This is a genomic window from bacterium (assembly GCA_037128595.1).
Lineage (GTDB): Bacteria > Verrucomicrobiota > Kiritimatiellia > CAIKKV01 > CAITUY01 > JAABPW01.
Genome location: JBAXWB010000034.1, coordinates 1 through 25994, shown reverse-complemented (window position 1 = coordinate 25994; position 25994 = coordinate 1). Strand labels below are relative to the sequence as shown.

At 59.1% G+C, this 25994-nt stretch carries 18 protein-coding genes; 14 read left to right on the top strand and 4 right to left on the bottom strand.

The features are described 5' to 3' along the window. Positions 1 to 69: 69 nt before the first annotated feature. Genes WCS52_16990 through WCS52_16980 form a run of 3 tightly spaced genes read left to right on the top strand, consistent with a single transcriptional unit; the run spans position 70 to position 4570 of the window. The gene (locus WCS52_16990) at positions 70 to 2283 is read left to right on the top strand and encodes a hypothetical protein (protein ID MEI6168879.1); all 2214 of its coding nucleotides are present in this window, start codon (positions 70 to 72) and stop codon (positions 2281 to 2283) included. Between the two features lie 35 nt (positions 2284 to 2318). Continuing rightward, the gene (gene speA / locus WCS52_16985; GenBank protein ID MEI6168878.1) at positions 2319 to 4232 is read left to right on the top strand and encodes a biosynthetic arginine decarboxylase; all 1914 of its coding nucleotides are present in this window, start codon (positions 2319 to 2321) and stop codon (positions 4230 to 4232) included. A 17-nt stretch (positions 4233 to 4249) separates the two neighbouring features. Beyond that, a complete protein-coding gene (locus WCS52_16980) occupies positions 4250 to 4570 on the top strand; it encodes a hypothetical protein (GenBank protein ID MEI6168877.1) in 321 nt (106 codons plus the stop codon). Position 4571: 1 nt separating this feature from the next. Here the strand turns inward: WCS52_16980 and WCS52_16975 are convergent, their stop codons facing one another. From WCS52_16975 to WCS52_16965, 3 genes are read right to left on the bottom strand one after another with little or no spacing between them, the layout of a single operon-like run. Further along, positions 4572 to 5720, bottom strand: coding sequence for an ABC transporter permease (locus tag WCS52_16975; protein ID MEI6168876.1), 1149 nt, complete (start codon positions 5718 to 5720; stop codon positions 4572 to 4574). A gap of 9 nt (positions 5721 to 5729) precedes the next feature. Continuing rightward, positions 5730 to 9758 (bottom strand): archaeosortase/exosortase family protein, encoded by a 4029-nt coding sequence (locus WCS52_16970; GenBank protein ID MEI6168875.1) that lies wholly within the window; start codon positions 9756 to 9758, stop codon positions 5730 to 5732. Next, positions 9748 to 11355 carry a hypothetical protein gene (locus WCS52_16965; GenBank protein ID MEI6168874.1) on the bottom strand — a complete coding sequence of 536 codons (1608 nt, stop codon included), beginning with the start codon at positions 11353 to 11355 and terminating at the stop codon, positions 9748 to 9750. The genes WCS52_16970 and WCS52_16965 overlap by 11 nt, the downstream gene beginning before the upstream one ends. A gap of 341 nt (positions 11356 to 11696) precedes the next feature. On the opposite strand from WCS52_16965, the gene WCS52_16960 reads away from it, so the two are divergent. From WCS52_16960 to WCS52_16910, 11 genes are all read left to right on the top strand, one after another. Then, a complete protein-coding gene (locus WCS52_16960; protein MEI6168873.1) occupies positions 11697 to 12287 on the top strand; it encodes an Hsp20/alpha crystallin family protein in 591 nt (196 codons plus the stop codon). Positions 12288 to 12396: 109 nt separating this feature from the next. Next, complete coding sequence (locus WCS52_16955; protein ID MEI6168872.1) at positions 12397 to 13383, top strand: MoxR family ATPase; 987 nt, start codon at positions 12397 to 12399, stop codon at positions 13381 to 13383. A gap of 41 nt (positions 13384 to 13424) precedes the next feature. After that, complete coding sequence (locus tag WCS52_16950; protein ID MEI6168871.1) at positions 13425 to 14315, top strand: DUF58 domain-containing protein; 891 nt, start codon at positions 13425 to 13427, stop codon at positions 14313 to 14315. Between the two features lie 2 nt (positions 14316 to 14317). Next, complete coding sequence (locus WCS52_16945) at positions 14318 to 15316, top strand: hypothetical protein (GenBank protein MEI6168870.1); 999 nt, start codon at positions 14318 to 14320, stop codon at positions 15314 to 15316. A gap of 3 nt (positions 15317 to 15319) precedes the next feature. Next, the gene (locus WCS52_16940) at positions 15320 to 16351 is read left to right on the top strand and encodes a VWA domain-containing protein (GenBank protein ID MEI6168869.1); all 1032 of its coding nucleotides are present in this window, start codon (positions 15320 to 15322) and stop codon (positions 16349 to 16351) included. Then, positions 16348 to 19137, top strand: coding sequence for a VWA domain-containing protein (locus WCS52_16935; protein ID MEI6168868.1), 2790 nt, complete (start codon positions 16348 to 16350; stop codon positions 19135 to 19137). Before WCS52_16940 ends, WCS52_16935 begins: the two co-directional genes overlap by 4 nt. A gap of 16 nt (positions 19138 to 19153) precedes the next feature. Beyond that, positions 19154 to 21730: a BatD family protein gene (locus WCS52_16930; GenBank protein MEI6168867.1), complete on the top strand. Its 2577-nt coding sequence runs from the start codon at positions 19154 to 19156 to the stop codon at positions 21728 to 21730. Next, entirely contained in the window at positions 21727 to 22263 is a 537-nt protein-coding gene (locus WCS52_16925; protein MEI6168866.1) for a nitroreductase family protein, read from the top strand. Before WCS52_16930 ends, WCS52_16925 begins: the two co-directional genes overlap by 4 nt. After that, positions 22254 to 23201: a TIGR01777 family oxidoreductase gene (locus WCS52_16920; protein MEI6168865.1), complete on the top strand. Its 948-nt coding sequence runs from the start codon at positions 22254 to 22256 to the stop codon at positions 23199 to 23201. Before WCS52_16925 ends, WCS52_16920 begins: the two co-directional genes overlap by 10 nt. A 2-nt stretch (positions 23202 to 23203) precedes the next feature. Next, complete coding sequence (locus tag WCS52_16915) at positions 23204 to 24247, top strand: radical SAM protein (GenBank protein ID MEI6168864.1); 1044 nt, start codon at positions 23204 to 23206, stop codon at positions 24245 to 24247. 100 nt (positions 24248 to 24347) lie between these two features. Then, positions 24348 to 24965, top strand: a complete 618-nt coding sequence (locus WCS52_16910) for a DJ-1/PfpI family protein (GenBank protein MEI6168863.1) — start codon at positions 24348 to 24350, stop codon at positions 24963 to 24965. A gap of 6 nt (positions 24966 to 24971) precedes the next feature. On the opposite strand, the gene dapA is transcribed toward WCS52_16910, so the two are convergent. Beyond that, positions 24972 to 25841 carry a 4-hydroxy-tetrahydrodipicolinate synthase gene (gene dapA / locus WCS52_16905; GenBank protein ID MEI6168862.1) on the bottom strand — a complete coding sequence of 290 codons (870 nt, stop codon included), beginning with the start codon at positions 25839 to 25841 and terminating at the stop codon, positions 24972 to 24974. Positions 25842 to 25994 lie beyond the last annotated feature (153 nt).

Genomic DNA, 25994 nt, shown 5'->3' with positions numbered 1-25994 from the left:
GCTGGCATTGGTGGGGAAGTTGGTGTAAGGTGCCTGCTAAATTTCGTTAGATTCGGGAGAAAAGTGCCGATGAAATGGTTAAGGATTACAGTGTTGTTTATCGCTTCCGCCGGCCTGGTCCAGGCGGCTTCGAATCCCTTCGGATTATTGGGCGGGTTCTCACCGACTTCGGCCATCCCTGTGGACGTCTCTGCCCCCAGCGTGGACTTTGAGCAGGGTGGCAAGAAGATGATCGCCTCAGGTGGCGTAACAGTCATCCGCGGCAATGAGAAGCTGACGGCCAACACCATTGTTTTCGACAAAGTCGCTGAAACGGCCTTGGCTTCGGGCAATGTGGTGTTCACCAAGGGGACGGCGGAGTGGCGCGGCGAGACCTTTTCTTACAATCTCAAGGACGGCACCTGGTCGACGGGTGGATTTGATGCGATGTATGACCCGTTCCGCATGACGGCGGAGTCGGCCACCCGGACCAATGATTATTTCCTGCTGGAACACGCGGTGGTCACCACCTGTACCAATGACCCGGCGCATCAGCACTATTCCATGAACTGCCGCCGGGTGCGAGTCTACCCCAATGACCATTTTGTCGCCCGGCACATGGTGCTTCGGTTCGGGGGGATCCCCTTGTTCTATGTGCCTTACTGGTACAGTTCCCTGGGTGACCGTTCGGTCGGGGTTTCCGCGAAGGCCGGATATAAGAGCCGGATGGGGCCTTATCTTCTGACGTCGACCAAGTATTGGATGGCACCCAATCTGAGGGGTATTACCCACATGGACTACCGGGTCGAGCGGGGTCCGGCGGTCGGTCAGGAAATAGGGTGGGTCAACGATGCCGATACGGGTAAAGGCCGTGTCTACGGGTACTATACCGATGACCAGGGCGTGCAGAAGGATTTCGACAAGGGCCATCGCAATGAGGTGATTGACTCCCAACGGTATCGCCTGACGTTTGATCATACGCAAACCTTCGGCAGCAAAGACTATTTCCTGACGGATTTCACCTATCTCAGCGACCAGTACATGCTGGAGGACTTCTTTGAGTCGGAATATCGCAATAGTTTCCAGCCTGAAAACTTTGCCACCTATGTCCACCGGGAAGATAATGTGACGGTGAGTTTGTCAGTCTATAAACGGTTGAATGATTTCTTCGAAGCCGTTGACCGCGTGCCTGAGTTGTCGGTGGATGTGCAGCGGATTCAGATTGCCGATTCCCCGTTCTACTATGAGAGCCGGAACTCGGTGGCGTATCTGCAGAAGCTGTATCCGGATGGCTCCGGATCGGAGGATTATTCCTCGGGTCGGGCGGACACCAGTCATGAACTGTATTATCCCACCCGTCATTTCGGGTTCCTGAATGTGACCCCGCGTACCGGTTACCGGGCGACGTATTATACGGAAACGGTGGATTGGGGGAGCGTCACGCAGCTCGTCAGCACGGTGACGTCCAACAGCAGCGGGGGGGTGACCAGCGGGACGACGACGAATGTTTCACGAGTGGCTAATTCCAGGGGAAGCGATCTGCGCTCGCTCGTCAATGTCGGGCTTGAGACGTCGCTTCGCGCCTTTAAAGTGGTGAACAATGAAGAGAACATGTTCGGCACCGGGTTGCGGCACGTGGTGGAGCCTTACACGGATTATACGTTTGTGCCTGAACCCAACTTGAGGCCCGGCCAGCTGTATCAGTTCGATGAAATTGATGCCTTGGACCGCCGGAATGACTTGCGGTTTGGATTGCGCAACCGGCTCCAGACCAAACGGCAGAAAGAGGTGAGCGACATTGCCGATCTGGATGTCTTTACCACCTACAGCTTCGAAGAGGCCGACCGGGATCAGCCGATGTCGGAGGTGGGGCTCAAGGCGGAGTTCAACCTGGCCTCATGGTGTCAGATTTATATGGATGGCACCTACGACTTGTATGCCGATCAGATCAAGACCTTCAATACCCAGGCCCGGTTCACACAGGACTCGTGGCGGGCGAGTGTGGAGCAGCGTTACCTGGTGGATTACAGCAGCTTGTTGATCACGGATCTGGCCTGGATGCCGAATAAACGCTGGGAATTCGGGATCTATGACCGGATGGAGTTCCAGACCTCCATCCTGGAAGAGCAGGGACTTTCTGTAACCCGCAAATACGATTGCATGTCCGTGGCGTTGGGCGGGAGTTATCTGCCCCAGTATACCCGGGATGATGGAACCCAGCATGCGTCGGATTATCGTGTGATGTTCGAAGTGACGTTCCTGGCGTTCCCGGACTTGAAACTGGGCTCGATGGCGCGGGATTAATTCCGACAGGCGGCAGGGTAGAGGAGATAGGGCTTATGAGGCATGAAGCGTTGACGCGATGGACGGCGGAGAACTCCGCTGACTTATACGGGATCCGGAACTGGGGGCAGGGCTACTTCGATGTGACGCCCGGGGGGGAAGTGATTGTCCGCCCGAACGGACCCAAGAGCCAGACCGAAGTCAGTCTGATGCATTTGATTGATGAGTGTCACAGCCGCGGCCTGAATATGCCGGTATTGCTCCGCTTCTCCAACATCCTGGCCTCCCGTATTAAAGAGATCAACGAGAGTTTCCGCTGGGCGATCTTCGATGCCGCCTATCAGGGGCAGTATCGCGGCGTGTTCCCCATCAAGGTGAATCAGCAGGATGAGGTGGTGAGCGACATTACGGAATACGGGCGCGAATACCATCACGGGCTTGAGGCCGGTAGCAAAGCCGAACTGATTGCCGCGCTGGCCCTGATGAAGGACCCCGAGGCGTTTGTCATCTGCAACGGGTACAAGGACGAGGAGTTTGTGGATCTGGCCTTGCAGGCGCTCAAGATGGGGACCCGGACCGTTCTGGTGATTGAAATGCCCAGTGAGCTGGAATTGATTATCGAACGCGCCCACCGGCTGAAGGTCCGCCCGGTGGTGGGGATCCGCGCAAAACTGTCCAGCCGTGCCGGTGGACATTGGGATTCCTCCGGCGGGGACCGCAGCAAATTCGGATTGGATGCCAGCCAGATTATCGCGGTGGTGGACGGCTTGCGCCAGCACAAGATGCTGGATTGCCTCCAGATGCTCCATTACCACCTGGGGAGCCAGGTGTCAGATATCCGGCGCGTCCGGAATGCCTTGCGCGAGGCGTGCCGGTTCTATGTCGAGCTCGTACGGGAAGGGGCGGGCATGGGGATCCTGAACATGGGCGGCGGGCTAGCGGTGGATTATGATGGCTCCCATACCAATTTTGCCTGCAGCACCAACTATTCCACGGCCGAATATGCCTCGGTGGTGGTGGAAACGGTGATGAATACCCTGGATGAATGCGGGGTGCCGCACCCGACCATTGTGACTGAATCCGGCCGCGCCACGGCCGCGCATCACTCCGTATTGATTTTCAATATCCTGGATGTGCGCCGGTTTGAGCCCCTGCGGATTCCCGAGAAGTTATCGCCGGAATCGCATGAGATGTTGCAGAACCTGATGGAAGTCTGTCACTCCCTCTCTCCGCGCAACATGCAGGAAGCCTATCATGATGCCGTCTATTACCGGGATGAGTTGCGCACCCTGTTCCTCCACGGGAATATCTCGTTGCGCGAGCGCTCGCTGGCGGAAACCATCTTCTGGCATGTGGTGTGCAAGGTGTCGGAAATGACCCGGGGGCGGAAGTATACGCCGGATGAACTGGAGGGACTGGACGCCGCCACCGCGGATGTCTATTACGGGAACTTCAGCGTTTTCCAGTCCATTCCCGATTTCTGGGCCATTGATCAGCTATTCCCGATCATGCCGATCCACCGCTTGAATCAGCGTCCGACGCGCAAGGCGGTGCTGGCGGACATCACCTGTGATTCAGACGGCAAGATCGATAAGTTTATTGACCTGCATGACGTGAAGCATGTCCTGCCGCTCCATGAATGGGATGGGCGCGACTACTACATGGGGATCTTTCTGACGGGGGCCTATCAGGAGACCATCGGCGATATGCACAACCTGCTCGGGAACACGAATGTGCTGCATGTGCGGATTGATGACAAGGGCCGGATTGATGAAGCGACGCAGATCAAGGGCGACCGGGTGGATGAGATCCTGGAGTACATGGAATACAGCCCGAACAGCATGGTGGAGACCATTAAGGCCCGTGCCGAAAAGGCGGCGAAGAACGGCTTGATCACCCACCGCGAAAAGAACACCTTTGTCAAAGACTACAAGGTGGGAATCCGCGGCTATACGTATTTCGAGAAATAAATAAAAAGGGGCGAAACATGAAGCGCAGGGTCCGGTCTGTGATGGCCATGGGAGTGTTGATCGGGCTTGCCGTGTCGCTGTGCGGGTGTCTGGGACTGCCCCGGGGAACCCGGGAAACCGTCCAGGTGGGCAAGCTTCAGTTGTCCATCAAAGGCGCGGGACTGGTTAAGGCGGATACGGAAAAAACCACCTTCCGGATCAAGTGCGGGCGGTGCGGTAACGAGCCTGGGGATCTCACTGTCGATACCCCGTCGGTGGGAAATCCGTATACCCTGAACTGGGTCTGTCCCCAATGCCGACATCCCCAGCCCCTCATCATCGAAGCCTCCGGCTTATGAGTTAATCCAGTCGCTTCCTGAAGTTCAGGGCGGCAATAGTCAGGATACTCACCCCCCAGAGCAGCAGGGTGAGGGCAGGCGGCCAGAGTTCGTTCCAGCCTGTCCCTTTCAGGAAAAGCCCGCGGACAATTTCCAGATAGTACTTGAGCGGAATCAGGGCGGACAGCGCCTGGATGGCGGGCGGCATATTTTCCACGGGAAAGATAAAACCCGACAATAGCACAAAAGGCATCAGGACAAAAAAGGCCGCGACCATCATGGCCTGCTGCTGGGTCTTGACGAGGGTGGAGACCAGCAGGCCCATACCCAGCGTGGTCAGCAGGAATAAGCCGGAGAAGCCGTAAAGCAGGAGCACGCTGCCGCGCAGGGGGATGCCGAAGACCCCGCGGATCACGCCCAACGCAAGGGTTACTTCAATCAGGCCAATGAGGACAAAAGGCAGGAGCTTGCCGATCATCAATTCCACGGGGCGCAGCGGAGTGACAATCAACTGCTCCATGGTGCCGTCTTCACGCTCTTTGACTAAGGACATACTGGTGACCAGCATGGTGGTCACCAGCAACAGCACCCCCATCAGGGCCGGAACCATGTAAACCCGTGAGAGCAGATCGGGGTTATACCAGGCCCGTGTTTCTGCCTCGACCGACGGGAGCGTGACGCCCTGTCGCGCCAGTCTGTCCGTTACGAGGCGGATCGTCCGGGTGGAGAACAGGCGGTTGGCCTTTTGGAGGGTATTCAGTCCATTGACCCCGAAGTTGCTGTCGGAGCCATCCACCAGGACCTGGAGGGAGGCGGGTTGATTGGCCAGAAGGTGTTTGCTGAAATCAGGGGGGATTGTGAGGAGGAGACTGCTTTTGCCGGACACCAGAAGCGCGGCATCATCCCGGTCCGGTCCTGAGGCGAATGTGATTTTGAAATAGCCGGAGGCGCCGAGGGAGTGGATATAGTCCCGGCTGTAAAAAGAGCGATCATTATCGCGGATGGTCAATTGGATGTCCCGGATATCCGTATTGGCCGCAAACCCCATGATCAGGAGCTGGAACAGGGGCGCTACAATGAGGATCCCGAGGAGACTGCGATCGCGTTTGATCTGGGCGAGCTCCTTGACCAGGAGAATGCGGATGCGATGCAGAGAGGCGGGGATGTTCATCAGGTTAGGTTAGAACCACTTCGTTTGTTCCCGTTCCTTGCGTGAGAGTTCATCCTGAAGTTCACGGGCGCGGGCATCGATGACAGAGGAGCGTTCGGGGCTTTTCAAGATCAGGGTCAGACTCTCACGGGCGTCCCGGAGTTTTCCCATCCGGAGTTGGGCCTCGGCCGCATTCAGATAAACCTCAAGCCAGGCATAATTCCCCTTTTTAACGAGGGTGAGCGCCTTCTGCATATGCTTTTCCGCCTCGATCAGATTGCCTGACCGCATATAGACCAGGGCGGCGGTATCATGAATGGCGAAATCATTCTTCTGAGTGGCGAGCAGGGTAGGCAGCAGGGTCAGGGCCTCGGAGACATACAGCGGGTCCTGCGCCAGGGTGAAGATGAGATTATTCAGGACGTTCAAGTCGGCGGGATAGCGGACATAGGCGGACTTGAGGATCTTGATGGCACGCGGAATATTGCCTTCGCGTCGTGCAGACTCGGCCGCCAGCAGGTAGGTACGCGGCACCGCCTGTTTCTGTCCGGCCTCCCGTGCCAGGGCATCTTCCAGAACGCCTAGTGCCCGGTCGGTTTGACCCTTCTGGAAATACACTTCGCCCAGCCGCTCCGCCCAGATGCTGTCCTCGGGATAATGGGAGGCCAGTCCTTCCAGGGCCCGGATGGTGTCCGGATCAGCGTTTCCTGAGCGCGTTTTCAGGCCGATAATAATCTTATAGAATGGCCAGGGCTCAAGGGCGTGTTCCGTACCGGCCCGGGCGCAGGCCAGAGCCCAGGCATTGTCTTTAAGCTTGATGGCAGTGGTGACCCCCAGTACGTCAGCCGGAAGCAAGCCCTGTCCGTCCTTGATGGCGGCTCGGGCCAGGATGGCAGCCGCATTGGTCTGGCCGTTCCGCAACAGGAAGTCGCCGGCCCGGACCAGCGTACCGGGCGCATAGAGGCGGTTGTCAACGGCCTTGATGATTTCGCGGTCAGTCCAGGCCGGGGTGGCGCCCGCGCGGATGTTGGTTACCAGATACGCCAGCCATAATTCACCATCCAGGGGTTGGGCGGCCAGCGCCTGACCGGCGGTGCGTGCATCCTTTTTAAGCAGCACATTGAGACGGTTGAGCAGCCCCGAGGCGGGTTGTAGTTCAAGCGCCCGGGTGATGGCGATCCCCGCCTCATTAGTACGGTCCTGTCGTAGCAACAGGAGGGTGAGTTCTCCCAGTGCCAGGGCCTTTTCCCGTGAGTCACGGCCGATGCCCGTCCACTTCGACAGCTCCGAGGTGCCGCCCTGGCCTCTGGCCGAATACCAGGAGGCCTTGTTCCCTTGCAGGGCTTTCAGGAATGGGGATTGCCTGGGTTTTAATGCTTTCCGCTCAAGCGCATAATCCTCGTCCGTGAGTTGTCCCCCGCGCCATTCCAACGCCCATTCCGCAGGCGGAAGAAGTTCGGTTTGACGTTTAGGGATGATCACATCGTTAAGATTCTCGACCAGCACCAGTTTCTGGCCTTCCACCACGCGGCCGGTGGCCAGGAGCAATTTGGCGCGCAGGGCGGGGTGCGGGGCATGTTTCATGTTATTGACCACAAAGAGGGCATCCTCGCTGAAGCCGAAGAAACTCCACATGCCGGCGATGGCCAGCGACCATTCTTCCGACTCCGGGTAATCCCGGCGTGCCTCCTCCATGCATTCCATGGCATAGGAACCGAGATCCAATGACATTGCGGCCTGGGCCAGATCAAGCCAGACGGTCAATGGCGGGTGCGGCTCGGTGCGCACATATTCGGAGAGGGTTTCGTACCCCATCTCCCAGTCCCCCTGCGCCTTGTAGAGTTCCGCATGCGCAACCAGGTAGAGGGGGTGCTGGTGAGTGGACTCGCGCTCGAAAGCGGTCAGTTTTTCATGGGCTTCATCCCAGCGTCCCAATTCCCCCAGGACACGACCCCAGAGGAGTTTAAGGCGCATATCCAGCGCCTTCTGGGTTTCAATTTTCTTCAGGGCGTCCAGGCAGAGTTTCAGTTGGCGCTCATAGCCTTCCCTCGAAATGAGGCCACCCAGCTCGCCGGCCAGGGGAATCCGTTTCCATAATTCCTTCCAGGGGGGCAGGCCGGCCGCGAGTTGGAAGAAGGGTTTGGCGTCGATCAGGGCATCCCCGTATCCGCCCGCCCCCAGGACTTCGTGACGGAACTGGAACCACTTCCGGCCATATTCGGCAGGGGCAATCAGCAACATGGGGTCCCCGGGGGCGATGGCGGTCAGGCGGGTAAATGCCAGCCAACCGATATCCGGTCGACCGATCGAGAAGGCGCCGTCCATCGCCAGCGTGAGGTCGGGGGCTTTTAACGTTTTCAGGTTGGTCATGAACAGGGTTTCAAACAAGCGCTGCCACTCGATATCAGGACGGTCACGCATGATCCGTATGGCCGGGTTCAAAAACGCGGGCTCAAGCGCGCGGTTCTTCATGGCGCGCCGCAGGACATTGGCGGCGCTGGTGGTGTCGCCCACCCGGAGCCGTGATTCCACGGCAATCAGCCCTTGAAGGGTGGTGGCATAGGGAAGGTCTGAGTCCGAGAGACGGATCGATTCCCAGAGGTCGCGTGCCGCCATATAGGGAAATAGGCCGCGGATGCGTTCCTGTGTGCCGACACCCCTGGCCGCCAGAACGACATAGGTCGCCACTTCGGTCGGCTTGTTCAGCATGGCGTAGAATTCCGCCAGCACCAGGGCCACGCCGGGTAAGCGGCGTGATTCGGCCGGGAACAGGGCGATGGTCTCGCCGGCCTCCGTGATACGTTTCAGTTCCAGCAGGGCGCGGGCTTCAAGGACCCGATCCTCAAGGGAGCGGTCTTTGGCCGGTTTCCGCTGGATAATGCGCAAGGCTTCCTCCTGTTTCCCCCTGCCGATTTTGATCCTGGCCAGATCCCGCAGGAGGTCATCATCGCCCGGGACCAGAAGCAACGCGGCCTGAATCGCGCGCTGGGCGGTCTCGGGATCGGAGGTGGAAATTCCCTGGGCGACGCCCCGGATCATCTGGGCGCGGTGATAGGGCCCCAGGTGGAGACGGAAAAAAGCGGCAATCGCCAGAACGACCAGAATGGCCGTGCCTTGTTTCCACCATCTGAAAGTGAATCGCCAGAAGACCGGCCAGCGCCGGATTTTCTCGTCATCCTCCCCGATTTCGTCGTTCGAGGCGGCGAGGGCCTTTTGCCGTTGCCGGAACGCCAGCCATTGACGGAGCAGTACGGCGTCCAGATGAATGAGGCCCACGGCGAGCAGGAGGAAAATACCCATGGTGTCATGCAGGGCCTGATCATTCCAACCCGGGGGCTTGTCTTTGCCGAACCAGACCATGCCTGAAATGCGGATGACATTGAGAATCAGGACTTGAATCAGCCCCAGTCCCAGCAGACCGGCCATGGCCCATTTGCCCAACCGCATGATCAGGCCCACGCCCATTCCGCAAAAGAGCACCGTGATGGCCGTCTTCATTCCGCTGCAGGCTTCCGGGACGCCGAACACCCGTGTTCCCACGCGCAGGACGAGGTCATCCCCCCACACGCGGACATTCAGCGCCTGTAGCAGGCCCTCACTGAGTTTGACCGACAGGGACTGCATGGCCAGTTGGAACGGCCCGAAGATCTGGCCTGGCAGGGGGTGAATCCAGTAGATCAGGAGTAAGGCGAGGATCAGGTCCTTCCCGTAGCGCCGGGGTAAGGACCAGGCCAGGGCGGCATACACGATCAGCAGGATTCCCAGCCATTCAGATTGGTGAACGGGGATAATCATCCCCAGAATGGCAAGCAGCGCCCCTCCCGCGCCGATCATGCCGAGGCTCCAGTCCGGTAATTTAAAGTGTTCGTCAGGAAGCTTGGTCCGGAAGATCAGGATAAGCGCAAAGAGGGTTCCAAGAAAAAAGGACAGGACGCCATTTTGACCGGCAGCCAGACGCGGCAGGTTCGCCCAGACCCATGCGGTGACGAGAATAAACACCGCAAAAAGGACGGCCCGGTGCGAAAGGAGCATTTGATTCTTTTGACGCTTAGAAATCATAGTAATACCCCAGCGTCATGCCGATGGTATCCCGCGTACCAGCCAGCAACGGATTGCTGCTGAGCCGTTCCAGATGTTCGGCATAGGTGTAGAGTTTGAGTCTATCCGTCAGGGTCTGGATCAGGCCTACGGTGGTGGCCCAGGTGTCGTAATCATTACTCATGAAGAGATCGCCGTCACCGATTTGCCCTGAGCTGGGGGTGTCATTCATCCGCATGATGTAGGCCGTGGCCATCGTCAAGACCAGGCGGCGGGTGAGGGGGCGCGACGCCGAAATCTGATTCTCCCAATCGGTGTAGGCGGTGGCATTGGCCAAGGCGGGGGTGACGGATTCGTATGACGAGGCGAACCCGATCGCCCATGTTTCAGGATCGGCGTATTTAATATGATAACGGATGGCATCTGTAACTTCAAAGCCCGCCATGAATCCGGCGCGCTGATAGCGCTGATAGGAAATCCCGTGGCTGATCGTTTCAGTCAATCGGGTTTGCACGCCCGCTCCGCCAATGATCACGTCCGATGTCCCGTTGGTCTCGTAGGCGCCGCCGGTGGCTCCGGATAAACTACCCAAACTGTACCCTAGGGCGAGGTTGATCGAGGTGTCCTCAGTGAGGTCGGAATTCATGTATCCGAGATAATCCTGCTGGAACTGTGAGCCGCGCTGGTCGAGATAATCCCGCCAGTAATAATCGGCCCGGACGCCCCCCGTCGTGAGGGGCGTGAAACGCTGGCGATAGTCCAGCATCTGATGATAGATCACGCTGCGATCGATGTTGTAGTTGTTGTCCTGCGGCACGGTGTCGGTCCGGTTGAAGGTATAGCCAAGGCTCTTGTCCGGCGCCATCTGCCAGTCCATATCCACTCCCGCGATGTTTTCGAACACCGGGTAACGCTGGCCGCTCAGGTTGTCCGTGTAGCCGCGGGAATCCACATAATCGACCCGATAGGAGGGGCGGTCATAAATGCGCCCTCTGATAAAGGGGGTGAGTTCAAAGTCGGCCGAGAGGTTCGCCGAAAAGCCGGAACTCTCTTTGCCAGTATAGGCTTCGGCGTTGCGTCCGTTGAAAGAGCCCATCCAGGCGTCTTTTGAAGCGCCGAAAGTAAAAGAGCCCATCGAGGCGTAAAAGCCGGGGTCGATGATCTCGACATCGAAGGCGTTGTCCTCCGTGGCATTGGGGAAATAGCGGTACGTCAGGGCGAAGGAAATATCGACGGCAAAATATTTACTGATCAGGAAATAATTCCTAGCGGTTAACTGGGAGATGATCGGGAAGTCGAGACCATCGGCCTTCACGCGCCCGTAGCTGGAGGGTTGATGGTAGGTGCCCGCTGGCTGGACGATGGTGGCATCGGCGCCGCCCCCCCCGGTATACAAGTATTCCATGCCGGCGCCGGAACTGCGTATGTAGCGGACTCCGGCTGATTGGAAGAATGAAAGATCGGAAGAGAAAGGGCCGATTTCCACATTGGCATTTTCGGGAACATTGGCCAGTCCATAGGTGTCAAATCGAGCCATCTGGGCGTGGGCCGTGAAGAGGGTTGGCGTCAGTGTGAGAAAAGCCAGAGAGATCAAACTCCAGCGTCGTATAACTGTCATGATGAAGGCCCCCATTGCATTGGGTTATATTTGTACGTCCAGCCGCCCTCAGAGGCAAGGAAAATACCAGTGGTGGAAAGGGGGCGGGAGTGACGAGTGATCAGGTGGTGGAATGGGGAAAATCCGGCATTTTGTCGCCCGCATCGGACATTTTGTCCGAAAAAAAGAATCGGGGAAGGCTACGCTCTGTCGGCGCTGTGGGCGGGAATCGGTTTTGACAGAGCAAAACCCTCCATAAAAGGCGAATTCTCTCAAATGGAGGGTTTTGCTCTGTCAAAACCGCTCGTAATTGGCACAGCCCCTGCTAATACTTAACCGTACAGGATGAACAGGAGGAGAAAATGACGGAACTGATGGCAAAATCCAGGACAACGCGCCTGCTGGCAGAGGTGGTTGTTTTATTTTGCGTCATCATCCTTCTCCAGCTTGGGCTCCTGCTTCAGCGTCATCTGGGACGGCCGGCCTCACCTCCCGCCCCCCCGGTGGCTCCTTCAGTTTGGAGTCAGGCGGATGAGATTGGCGCCATGTTCGCCCGTGCGCTGGATGAAGCGGAGCGACGGAATGCCGCTTTCGACGAGGGGTGGGCCCGGCTCCAGGTGACGCCTGACTTCAATATTCAGGATCATGATACAGCCTATGAGGTCGCGATCCGTCTGCCGGGGGTGGACAAAGCGGGGATTCGGATCACCTTGAACGGGGCCGTGCTGAGCATTGTGGCGCAACAGGAGTATCAGCAGACGGCGGAGAGTTCACCTCGTGGCACCCGCCAGATCCGCCGGGCGAGTCAGCGGTTTGAGCGGCATCTCAGGTTGCCGGGGGCCACTTTGGAGGCGTCGAAAATAAAGGCCGCCTTTACCAATGATCTGCTGGTGATTATGATTCCCAAGGAGGCCTCGCCTGATCTGGTGCCGAGGCCGGTTCAGGTGTATTGAGACGTGGAAACAAGGAGTAATTGTGTTACAACTCAGCCCGGAGCCGGGATGAGTGAAATTGAGAGGGAAGCCGTTGAACGGAAAAGCCGGTTGAAATGGAGAGACACTTATGAGTACTGATATTGCCGCTACTGCCAGCATCATTAATGAGCAAAAAGACATCGTCGACTCGGTGCGACAGGAAGTGAATAAAGTCCTGGTCGGACAGGAGCGTCTGCTGGACCGGATGCTCATCGCCCTGATTTCCAATGGGCATCTCCTGATTGAGGGGGTGCCGGGCCTGGCGAAGACCACGGCCATCAAAACGATGGCCCAGGCCCTCGGCTTGAAGTTCCAGCGCATCAGCTTTACCCCGGACCTGCTCCCTGCCGATGTGATCGGGACCATGGTGTTCAATCCGCGGGAGGGGACCTTTTCTCCGCGACTGGGGCCGATTTTCACGAACCTGCTGCTGGCCGACGAAATCAATCGGGCGCCGGCCAAGGTCCAGTCCGCGCTGTTGGAGGCCATGCAGGAACATCAGGTGACCATTGGTGATAAAACCTATCCCCTGCCTGAACCCTTCATGGTGATGGCCACCCAGAACCCCCTGGAGCAGGAAGGCACCTACCCGCTGCCGGAAGCCCAGATTGACCGGTTCATGCTGAAGTGCCGCGTGGATTACCCTTCCAAGGATGATGAGCGCCGCATTATGAACCGCTTCACCCGTAAGTCGGACATCAAGATCAATCCCATGATGTCCGGAAAGCAGATTCTGGAGATCCGCAGTATTCTCGATCAGGTCTATTGTGACGAGAAGGTGGCCGACTATATCCTGGACATCGTGTTTGCCACCCGCAAGCCGGCGGATTACAAGCTCGATATCGGGCACCTCATCCAGTATGGCGGTTCTCCCCGCGCCAGTTTGTTCCTGAATATTGCCGCCCGGGCGAATGCCCTGCTGCATGGCCGCGGTTATGCCACGCCCCAGGATGTCAAGGAGATCGCCTATGATGTCCTGCGCCACCGGTTGATCCTGACCTATGAAGCCGAGGCTGAGAATCTGAAGAGCGAGGATATCATCGCGAAAATCCTGAATGAAATCCCGGTGCCGTAATACCGATTTGAAATCTCAGATTTAATATTTGAGATCAACCTATGGCTATCAACGTCAAAGAATTGATGAAGCAGGTGGGGAAGATCCGCCTGGTGACCAGTCGTCTGGTCGATGAGCATCTCTCCGGTGAATACCATTCGGTGTTCAAGGGGCAGGGGATTGAGTTTGACGAGGTCCGTGAGTATGTGCCCGGGGATGACATCCGGTCGATTGACTGGAATGTCACGGCCCGGATGGGGATGCCCTTCATCAAGCGCTACTGCGAAGAGCGCGAGTTGACGGTCATGTTCCTGGTCGATGTCTCGGGCTCCCAGTCGTTCGGTTCCGGCCAGCGTGCCAAGGCGGAACTGGCGGCGGAAGTCACCTGCCTGTTTGCCTTGTCCGCCATTAAAAACCAGGACAAGGTCGGGCTGATTCTGTTCAGCGACCGGATCGAGGCCTCCTTCCCGCCGAGGAAGGGGCGGACGGCCGTCATGCGGTTGGTGCGGGAGGTGTTGGCCGCTGAGGAGACCCGGCGGGGGACCAATCTGGCCGGGGCGCTGCGGTTCCTGAATCAGGTCCAGAAACGCCGTACCGTGGTCTTTATCATTTCAGACTTCATGGACAGCGGATTTGAGCGTGAGCTACGGATTACCGGACGGCACCATGATGTGGTCTGTGTGTCGATAGCCGATCCGCGCGAATCGGTCCTGCCCGATGTGGGGCTGGTTGAGATTCAAGATCCGGAAACCGGCGAGGTCGAACTGCTGGATACCTCCTCGCCCCAGCTGCGCCAGGCCTTCTTTGAAAAAGCGGCGCAGGAGGCCGATGCCCTTAAGCGGTTGTTCAGGAAAAACAAGATTGATGCCCTCCACCTGTCTACGGAGCGTCCGTTTATTGATGATATTCACAAGTTGTTCCGGCAGCGGCAAATCAGGGCGGCACGGGGATGAATATGAAGTCCGGGATTAAGCGTATCAACTGGATCGTGATGGGCCTGCTGGCGGGCGTCTGTCAGGCATCGTCGCCGGAGACTGCGGCCCAGCCGCTGGTTTCAGAGAACGCTCTGGGCCGGGTTGAGGTATCGCTGTCGTTTGATCCGCCCGTGGTGCGGCTTGACCGCGATACCCTGCTGACCATCCGTATGACGTCGCCGACCAATGTGGTTGTCAAGCTGCCGGCCATTGACTCCCGGGTGAAGGGGTTTGCGGTGTCGGGTTGTTATGATAGCCCGGCCGCCGTCGCCGGGGGCAAAACGGTCCGGACCCGTAATATCCGCCTCACGCCCCAGATTGCCGATGAATACCGGATTGCGCCCATGGCCGTGACCTGGAAAGACCCGGCTACCGGGCTGGAACAATGGTTCCCGACCAAGCCGGTGATGCTGGCCTCTGAAGCGCTTCAGAAGGAAGCGCCCGGCAAGGATATCGCCTCTGCCTGCGGGCCGGTATGGATTTATCCAGGACTCAAAGGGCTTCTGGGCTACGCCCTGGTGGTCGTGGGGCTGGGCGCCCTCGGCTATCTGCTCTGGCGGCTGTTCCGGAAAGTCCGCCGGGCCGTTCAACTTCGCCGGATGTCGCCGAGGGAGCGGGCCCTGTTTGAACTGGCGGAATTGATGGCGCGGGATCTGGTCGGGCATAACCGGGTTAAGGATTTCTACTTTGAACTGACCATGATTGTGCGGGCGTACATTGAACGCGCCCACGCGATCCGCGCACCGGAGCAGACCACGGAAGAGTTTCTGTCAGTCGTGACAAGTGATGCCCGGTTTTCGCAGGAGGTGGTGAAGCGCCTGCGTGACTTTATGCAGGCGGCCGACCTGGTCAAATACGCCGGTGTCCGGCCCGATCCTGCTTCTGTTACAACGGCCACCTCGACCGCCAGGAATTATATTGAAACGGACGCTGATTCTGGCGCCCCCTCTCAAATCTCGAATTTAAAATCTCATATCTAACCCATGCACCTCGGCAGTCCCTATTATTTGTTGTTGTTCCTGGCCCTCGCGGCGGCCGGTTGGTTTGTGTTGCGCCGCCAGGTGCGGCAGGCCCTGCTGTTCTCCGCGTTTCAACGGCTGCCGGTCAACCGGGCGACGTGGCGGACGCGCCTTCAACCCCTGGCGCCCCTGCTGGTCCTTGCCGGACTGGCCCTTCTGATTGTCGCCCTGGCCCGGCCCCAGACCATTTTTTCAAGGACGATACGCAAGTCGGATGCCATTGCGATCCAGATGGTGGTGGACTGTTCCGGCTCCATGCAGGCGCTGGACTTTGCCACTTCCGATAAGCAACGGACCCGCCTGGATGTCGTGAAGGAGACGTTTGCCAAGTTCGTTGAGAAGCGGCCGGGCGACCTGATCGGCTTGGTAACCTTCGGCGGATTTGCTTCCAGCCGGGTTCCGCTGACGCTCGATCATGCCGCCCTGCTGCATAGTCTGCAGGGCGTGGAGATTGCCCGCGAACAATTCAGCAAGGAAGGCCAGCTGCTGAACCAGGAGGAGATGCTGACGGCCATCGGGGACGCGCTGGCCACGGGGTGTGCCCGACTGGACGAAGCCGGCGTGAAGTCACGGATCATGGTGTTGCTGTCGGATGGCGAATCCAATACCGGCCTGATCAAGCCCGAAGAAGCCGCCAAGGCCGCCAAAACGATGGGGGTCAAGATCTACAGCATCGGGATCGGAACCACGGGGCGGGCGCCGTTTCTGGCCCGCGACATGTTCGGGCGTCAGACGGTCGGCTATGCCGAGGTGCGGTTGGATGAGGACCAGCTTCGTTCGGTGGCCGCGACGACTGGTGGACAATACTTCAATGTGACGGATGCCAAAGGGCTGGAGCAGACGCTGGCGGCGATCAACAAACTTGAAAAAACGACGATCAACACGGAGCTGTTCAACAAATATGACGAGCATTTTCCGGCGTTCCTGCTGGCGGGTCTGGTCTTGCTGGTGACGGGAACGGTGCTGAACGCCGGCTTAGGCAAAAACATCCTATGAATCTGCAATTCCAATATCCCTGGATTCTCTTTCTGATCTGGCTCGTGCCGGTCATTGGAGTGGCATGGCATATCCTGGCCGGCCGCCGGGTGGCCGGTCAGTTATTTGTCTCGTCGGCGATGGCGGTCAAGTTGGCGCCCGCCCCGGCGGCCACCCGGCGCGTGTGGCAGCTGTCTCTGTTCATGGCGGGACTGGTGCTGTCCCTGCTGGCGGCGGCCCGTCCGCAGTGGGGAATGCAGGAGGAGACGGTCTATCAGCGAGGCCGGGATTTGATGGTAGTGCTTGATGTCTCTCGCTCCATGTTGGCCCGGGATGTTCACCCCAGCCGTCTGGGGCGGGCCAAGGTGGATCTCCTGGATCTGGTGAAGGAACTGCGTGGCGACCGGGTCGGGCTGCTGGCGTTCCGTGGCCGTCCCGTTCTGTTGTGCCCCCTGACCACGGATTATGGGTATATGGCCCAGACGCTGGAAGGGGTGGGGGTGGATTCGGCGCCTGCCGGGGAGACCGATATCGGCGGGGCGGTCGTGGAGGCCCTGCAAAATTTCGGCGATGAGGAGGGATCGCACAAGGCCATTGTCCTGATCACGGATGGGGATGATCTGGCCGGGAAGGCGCTGGAGGCCGCGAATAAGGCGAAGGAAAAAGGGGTCGCCTTGTTTACCGTGGGCTTCGGGAGCAGTGAAGGCGCGCCGATTCCGTCGGTGGCCAATAAAAAAGAGACGCTGAATTACCAGGGACAGGAAGTGGTGTCAAAGCTGAACAACGCGTTGTTGCGTGAGATGGCCGAAGCGACCGGCGGGGCGTATGTTCCCGTGGGCCTGGCCAACGTCAAGCTGGGAGATCTGTACCGGAATCATTTAAGCCGGATTTCCGCCCGTGATCTTGAGGAATCCTCGCAGCGTCGCTATGTGGAGCGCTATCAGATTTTCCTGTTGCCTGCGGTCCTGCTGTTTCTGGCGGTCGCCTTTTTGAGCCGTGGCCGGATTGCCTGCGGGAAGACAAAATCTACTTCCCCCGTGGGAGGGGCGCTACGCGCCGCGACGGGGTCTAGCAAGGCCCCCTCTGATCTCCCTGTTGCGGCGCGTAGCGCCCCTCCCACCGGGGAAGACAGGGGTCAGCCTCCCCCCCTGCCTGCGGCGGCGACGGCGCTGGCGCTTTGGCTGGTGGCCAGCCTTCCGCTTCAGGCGGCCACCAACGCGGTGGAGTCAGCGTTACCTGCCACTAATCGCACGGCCGTGATTCCGGCCGGCCGGGATGGCGCCCGGTTGGCGCAACGGCTCTATCTGGCAGGAAACTACGAAGGCGCCGCGGAGGCGTACCAGGTCGCGGCCCGAACGGCCGCCTCGGCCACCCGCGAGGACTACGTCTTTAATGCCGGATGCGCGCTGCTCAAGGCGGGAAAATCAGAGGAGGCCGGTGACCTGTTCCGGAGCCTGACGGGCGGGGAAGGGGCGATCGGCGCGCAGGCCGCCTATAATCTCGGATGCGCCTTGTTTACGACCGGGTCTGCGCCTTTGCAGGAAAATGCAGCCACCCCGCCGGATCCCGCCGTGGCGGAACGCCGGGTCCAGGCGCTGAAGCAGGCGGGAACCGCCTTCCAGAAGGCGTTGCGCCAGCAGCCGGACAATGCCGACAGCCGCAAGAATCTGGCGGTGGTCGCGGGCATGGCCGGTCAGGTGGAGGAACAGGCGAAAATTATACGCCTGATGGCCGAGCATGGGCAGACCCCGCCGGGCGCTTTGGCGGATCTCATGTTGCTCCAGCAGCGGAAGCTTCTGCAGGATATTCCCGCCGCCTTTACCAATACCACGCCGGCCTTGATCGACGGCCTGGAATCGCTGGCCGCTGAGCAGGATCGCACGGCCGACCTGATGATTCCGTTGAAAGGCAAGTTGCTGCAGGCGATGTCCCAGTCCGCCGCAAACAACACGAATGCCCCGCAGCAGATGGCCCAGATCAATGCCTTTGCGGAATCGATCCGCGATGCGATGTTCGGGGTGGCCGCCGGGCTCCGTAATTTGGATCGTTCAGCCTATGCCCCTGCGCGTAAGGCGGAAGCCGCCGTCTACACACTCTGGAAAGGCATGGCGGGATATCCGCAGCTCCTGCGCGAAGATCTCCAGCGGCAGACGAACGCCATTACGGTAACGGTTCCTGTCGTCGCCGGTGCGTCGCCGGTGTCGGATGAACTCAGGCAAAGTGTCAACGCCCAGCAGGCCGAGGCACTGGAACTGACCGGGTTATTCAAGCAGCGGTTTGAACAGGAGGTTCCGCCGGAGGGGATCAGCCGCCCGGTTGAGCAGGCCTCCACCAATGCCGTCGCTTCCACCAATGCCGCGGCGGGAACCAATGCGATGGAGGTGGTGCTGTCCCCGGAAGATCGCAGGAAGATCGTGGAGCTGACGGGGCAGGCCGTGGCTCTGCAGCAGTTGGCGGAAGGGGCGATCACCAACGCCCTGGCCGGCAGTCTGGTGTATCAGCAGAAGGCCTATGCCGTGCTGAAGGAGATCGAAGCACTGCTGCCCAAGGATAAAAAGCCGCAGGACAATCAGCCGCAGAACCAGCCGCAACAGGATCAGCCCAAGCAGGAGCCGCCGCCCCCGCAGGATCAGAAGAAAGAGGAGCAGAAGCCGCCGCCCAAGTCGGAGGATAAAAAAGACCAGATGTCGGCGGAAGATCTGAAGCGGTTACTGGAAAAGGCCAAACAGCGCGAGAAGGAACATGAGCAGGAAAAGCGCGAGCGCGATTCCTATGTCCCGCTGTCCCCCGCCGAAAGAGATTGGTAGGCGAATGAATGGAGAAATGGGATTTAATGGAGGGCGCCGCTCCATCGGCGCCGTGGCCAGAATGAGGCGGTTGGGTCGATATGTCTGTCTGGCTTGTTTTTCCATGGCTACGATCGCCTTCTCTGCCACCCCGACCCTCTCCGTCAAGGCCAGCCGTGCGAGTGTCTATCTCGGGGAGTCATTCCTGCTGGAGGTCAAGGTGGATGGAGCGGATAATCCCGGGGCCCCGGATTTGTCTGCCATCCGCAATAGCACCGTTGAACTGCTGGGGAGCCAGTCGGCCAGCCATTACACCGTGGTGATTGTGAATGGCCGGATGCAGCGGGAAGATTTTTCCGGCCGGATTTTTACCTACCGGGTGACGCCGGCCGCTGAAGGTGGGTTCACCGCAGGCCCCATTACGGTCCGGGTGAACGGAGTGACGATCACCGGGACCGGTCCTCCCATTACCGTGACGGGCGTGACGCGTCAGGATGAGGTGATTGCCGAGGTGACGGCCTCCCGCACGACGGTGCTGGTGGATGAGCCGTTTGAGATCCAGGTGACCCTGCGCATCAAGGCCCTGCCTGTGCCGTATCAGGACACCGAGCCGTTGTATCCGGCAGACCCGCCCCATATCGAGGCGGCCTTTCTCAATGGCCAGGAGATGGACGGGCTCAAGGGGCCGGACTTCCAGAAACTGTTGAATGACCACCTCGTCCAGCAGAACCAGCCGGGCTTCACCCTGAATGAGTTCACGACGCAGGGCGATCCATTTGATTTCGACCGGATGTTCAATGTGCAGGGACGACCCGCCCGCTTTAAATTTGACCGGAAGAAGGTGACTCAGGCGGGGAAGAACTATTGGGAATATACGCTTTCCGTTCCCTATTCCCCGCTAACGGAAGGGGTCTATACCTTCGGCCCCCTGCTGTTCAAGGGGACGGTCCCCATTGAGGTCAAGGCCGATGGGAATGCGAATGGCCGCCCGGTCTTTGCGGTCGGTCCTGCCGCCACCGTGCGGGTGATTCCACCCCCTGAGGCGAACCGCCCGGATTCTTACATTGGCGCGATCGGCAGCAATCTGACTGTGGAGGCCGCGCTTGACGCCCAGACCTGCAATGTGGGTGATCCGCTCAAGCTGACGCTGACCCTCGCCGGGGCCATCCAGATGCGGAATATCACGCCGCCAAGACTGTCGCTTCAGCCGGCGCTGCTGGAACGGTTTGAGATCTATGATGATTCGGTTCAGGCCGTCAAACAGAATGGACAGTGTCAATATGCCTACACGCTTCGCCCGCGGCAGGCGGGCTCCTTTGAGCTACCACCTGTGGATGTCTCGTATTACGATGTCACCCTGCGGCGGTATCAGACCGTCCGGTCCCTGCCCATTCCCCTCAAAGTCAGGCAGGCCACGGAGATTACAGGCTCGCAAATTATCGGCGGCTCCACCAATGCGGGGTCCCGGCTCAGTCGTGAAAGGGAATGGGCCATGCTGCCTGCCGGCATCCGTATGGGGCTGGCGGGGGCCGAGGCGGTCCCGCTGATGGGCGATCCCCGCCGGCTCCTGCTCTATGCCGGCGCGGGCCCCCTGGTGTTTCTCCTTTGCCTGTCGGGTCTGTGGATCCGGCGCCAGGTCCCCGCCTGTAAACGGGCTCAGCGGAGGAGGCAGGCATGGTCGCGGGCGGAACAGTCGATCCATCAACTCGTACACCAAAGCGGAAGCGCTGGGCATCGGGAGATATGTGAGGTGCTGCGGCACTATCTGGCGGATCGATTTGATGTTCAGGCCGAGGCCCTGACTCCGGTTGAAGCTGAATCACTGCTGGTAGTGAAGGGCATTCCCTATGATCTGGCAAAACGGTTTTCCAGGATGATGCAGTTCCATTTTGATGCGTCCTTCGGGTCGAGCGGGGTTGGCGCGGATACGCCGGAGCTGCTGGCAATGTTGGCGGCCATTGAGGCCTATCGCAACCACCGGACGAGCTCGCGACTGGCGAGGACGACCCTGCTTGTGTTGCTGAGCGGACTGTGCGTCAGTAAGGTGAACGCCTCGACGCCGGCGGAACGGACGTTTATCTGGACGGAATCGCTCATGGAGTTGAGTTCCGCCCAGGAGCCCAAAGACTTTCTGGCGGCCGCCGCGACCTGTCAAAAGCTGGTGGATCTGGGCGTGAGAAATGCCGACCTCTTTTACAATCAGGGAACGGCCTTATTACTGGCCAATCGACCTGCCGATGCGGTGGCGGTCCTGTTGCGGGCCGAGCGGTACGGGGGAAGTACGGCGGACATTTCCAGGAACCTGGCGATTGCCGAAGCACGGAAGCAGGGATTGAAAGCCCCCGTTGCCTCATGGTTGAGATGGGTGCTCTTCTGGCATTATGCGCCGGACTGTGCCACCCGAGCGAGGATGGCGGCCCTCTCCTTCGGTGGCCTCTGGCTGGCCGGGGCCTTGAGTTTGGTCGGGTTGAAGCGGCTGGGGAAGGCCCTGCTGGTGGTGGCCGCCGTTATCGTTGTGTTGTCAGGCTCGAGTGTGCTGACCACCCTTCAGCAGGAAAGCCAGATCGCCCGACCCGCTTCGCTAAGCAACATGCTGTTGGAGAAACCCAGATGAGTGGATTTAAAGAGCTCTATGCCAAACGCTTCAGTTGCCGCGCCTATACGTCAGATCCGGTTCCCCGTGGGGACGTGGAAAAGATCCTGGATGCCGCGAGACGGGCCCCCTCCGCCTGCAATCGACAACCCTGGCGGTTTGCCGTGGTGATGGAGGAGGCCCTGAGAACCCGCCTGCTGGACGAGGGAACGCTGCCGGGCCTCGGGATGGCCTGGGCGAAGCAGGCTCCGGTCATTCTGGTGATGGGCATGAAGAGGTCGCTGATCACGCACCGGGTGGCACCCTTGCTGTCACAGGTCGAGTACCCGTTGCTGGATCTGGGAATTGCAGGAGAACATGCCGTGTTACAGGCGACCGAATTGGGGTTGGGCACCTGCTGGATCGGCTGGATCCGCCCGAAAGAAGTGCGCCGGATTGTCGGCTGGCCCTCCGACATTACGCCGCAGGCCCTGATCACCGTCGGCTGGCCGGCCGTAAAGCCGCAACGCAACTCTCCACGTCTTACCCTCAAAGAGATTGTGACGTGGTGCTAACCTCCGGCAACGACATGAACGGGAAACATATTATTCTGGCGGGGGGCAGTGGGTTTATCGGGAGCGCCCTGACTCAGCGGCTTCTCTCGGGCGGGGCGCGCGTCACCGTGCTGACGCGGTCAGACCGAATAGCCCCTCAAGCGGGAGTGAGATATGTGGTCTGGGATGGGCGTTCGCGGGGGCCTTGGACGGAAGTGCTGGAAGGGGCCGATGCCCTTGTTAATTTTTCCGGCAGGAATGTGAATTGCCGGCTGACCCCGCGGAACAAGCGTGAGTTGCTCACTTCACGTCTGGAGGCACTGAAGGTTCTAGGCGAGGCCGTGAGCCGGTGTCGCCACGAGCCCGGCGTCTTTGTCCATTGCAGTGCGGTCGGGTTCTATGGCGATACCGGCCGTTCATGTAATGAGGAGGCCCCGGCGGGATCCGGCATGCTGGCGGACATCACGAAAACCTGTGAGGCAGCCATCAATGGGATGGCATTCACGGATACCCGTAAAGTCGTGTTGCGGCTTGGCGTGGTGTTCGGACGTGAGGGCGGGGCCTTGCCGGTGCTGGCCAGACTTACGCGGTGTTTTCTGGGGGGTGCCGCCGGGAATGGCCGGCAAGGCGTAAGCTGGATTCATCTGCAGGACCTGAATCGGGTTTTTTGTGAAGTGCTCGAAAACGCCAAACTCAACGGGGTTTTCAATGCGGTCACCCCACAGCCCATCACCAATGCCGAACTCATGCAGACCCTGCGTCGCGTTCTGAATAGACCCTGGTCCCCGCCAGTTCCGGCCTGGCTGTTGCGTACCCTGAGTCTTGTGGTCGGGATCAATCCCGAGTTGATTCTGACCGGGAAACGCTGCCTGCCTACCCGTCTGCAGCAGGCTGGGTTCGAGTTCGAATATCAAGACCTGGAGTCTGCGTTACAGAACTTATTGGGAGTGGGCTCTTAAATATGCCCATTCTTCTCAAAGATTTAACGGCTTTGGAATTGCATGCCGCCTTGGCGCCGCTGGGGGTATCGCTTCATCTCGCGCGTCAGCTTCAGGCGGCCGCCGTGCGGCGCGATGAAATCCCTGACGCGCTCCACGCGGTCTCTCCCAAACTTCTGGAGCGGGTGCGTCAAGAGATCCGGCTGCCGCGGCTGACTATGCTGAACAAGGTCGTCTCGCCCCGTGATGGGTTTGCGAAATACCTGTTTTCCGGGGACGGCCCTGAGTCGTTTGAAGCGGTCTGCATTCCGATCCTGAACCGGCCGGGGGATGAGAAGGTGATCGTGTGCGTCAGCTCCCAGGCCGGCTGCGCCATGGGCTGCGCCTTTTGTGCGACGGGCCGGCAGGGCTTTTCACGTAATCTGGCCGCTTGGGAAATTGTGGATCAGGTGGTCCGGATTCAGGCCGACTCGGAGCATCCGGTACGCGGGGTGGTATTTATGGGGATGGGCGAGCCCCTGCTCAATTATGAGGCGGTGATCCGGGCGGCCCGGATTCTGTCGGAACCCTGTGGCATGGCGATTTCCGGGAAAGCCATCAGCATTTCAACGGTCGGAATCGTACCCGGGATCCGGCGTTTCACCATCGACCAGTGGCCGTTCCGTTTGGTGGTGTCGCTGACCAGTGCGGATCCCGTCCGGCGGCGCAACCTGATGCCCGTGGAGGCGACCTATCCACTTGCTGAACTGGTGGAAGCCATTCGCGACTACCAACTGACTTCAGGGAAACGGGTCACCTTGGCTTGGACGATGATTTCAGGCTTCAATACCCGGGAGGAAGATGCGGTTCAGTTGGCCGAGCTGATGCGGGGGATCCCGTTGACGCTGGATCTGATCGATGTCAATGATCCCGGCGGTCGATTTCTGCCGCCCCCGCCTGCCGAATTGGAGGCTTTCAGGGATGCCCTCCGGTTACATCTCAAGATGCCGGTGGCCCGACGGTACAGTGGAGGGCAGGACATTCATGCCGCCTGCGGGATGCTGGCGGGGCATCATCAGGGTGAATGATTAACCGGTATCGGGTTAATCTTGTGTGTGAATCAGGGAATCCCTGATTGTCAAAAGTTCTGTATTCAATACCGTGTAAAGCAAAGCAGGAGTGTGTGCCATGAAACTTTGGTTGCCTGGGATGATCATTGTATTGGGGATTCTGTTTGGAGGGATTGGTTTTGGAAAGGAGCCGGATGTGAAGACACTAATGGGGAGGAAAGTGGTGATGGTCATTGCCTTCCGTGATTTCCGGGATGAGGAGTTCTTCAAGCCTTATGCCGCCCTGACGGAGGTAGGGGCCGAGGTGGTTGTTGCCAGCACGCAACTTGGAAAGGCCAAAGGGATGCTGGGGCAAACGGTGTCAGTCAATATGCTGATTGAGGATGTGGTCGCCACCCGTTTCGATGCCATTGTGTTTGTGGGTGGCGGGTGCGCCCAGATCTATTTCGACAATCCCATTGCCCACCGGCTGGCACAAGACGCCGTTCTTTATCGTAAAGTCCTGGGCGCCATCTGTGTTGCCCCTGAAACGCTGGCCCATGCGGGGGTGTTGAAGGGCGTTAAGGTGACAGGGTTTTCATCCATCAAGCCCGCGCTGGGAAAGGCGGGTGCGCTGGTTCAGAATCAGCCCGTGGTCCGTGATGGCAACCTTATCACCGCAGATGGCCCCCAATCGGCCGGCGGTTTTGCTGCGGCCATTATCGAGGCGCTTGAACAAAAGATCCCAGCCCCCTGACCCTGTTTACTTGAGAATCCCGACCTGCTTTAAACAGTCGGCCAGTTTTTTCTTATTGGCATCGGAAGTCTCGCAGAGGGGGAGCCGATAGGTCTCCTCGATCATGCCGGCCATGGCCATGGCGGCCTTGATCGGAATCGGATTGGTGTCAACGAAGAGATCGGTGAACAGCCGGTAGTATTTCATGTGCAGGGCGCGGGCTTCATCCCAGCGTCCGGCCGCGGCGGCATGAACCATGTCGGCCACCGGCTTGGGTGCGATATTGGAGGCCACGCTGATAATCCCCTTGGCGCCCAGGATCATCATCGGCAGGGTCAGGGAGTCATCCCCGGACAGGACGGTGATATTACAGGCACTGAGGATCTGGCTGACGCGATCGGCGCTGCCGCCGGCTTCCTTGACGCATACGATTTTCGGATGCTTGGCAAGACGGGCAATGGTCGCCACGTCGATTTGGAGGGAGGAGCGGCCGGGGACATTATACAACACGACGGGCAGACCCAGGTCAGCCACGGCGGAGAAGTGGCGATATAAGCCTTCCTGATTCGGCTTGTTGTAATAGGGCGTTACCTGAAGGGTGCCGTCAGCACCGGCGTTCAGGGCGTGACGGGTCAGGTCCAGCGCCTCGGACGTGGAGTTCGCGCCGGTGCCGGCAATGACTTTGACTTTGCCGCGGCAGGCGGCAATGGTGACTTCAATGATCTTCTCGTGCTCTTCCACGTCCACGGTCGGGGACTCCCCGGTGGTGCCCACCGGGACAATGCCATCGATCCCGGCCGCGATTTGCATGGCGATCAAGTCGCGCAGTTTATCGTAATCCACACTCCCGTTCGTGTTGAACGGCGTGACAATGGCTGTATAGGCACCTGTAAACATAACGGTCTCTCCCTTTGCGTTGAAAAGGACGATAGATCATCCCGGCTCGAATCACCAATAAAAAAAAGAATTCAGAAGTCAGTAGTCAGAATACAGAATTGTCACGTCCTGATTTCCGTTTGACACTTTTCCATTGTTAACTGATCTGCTTTT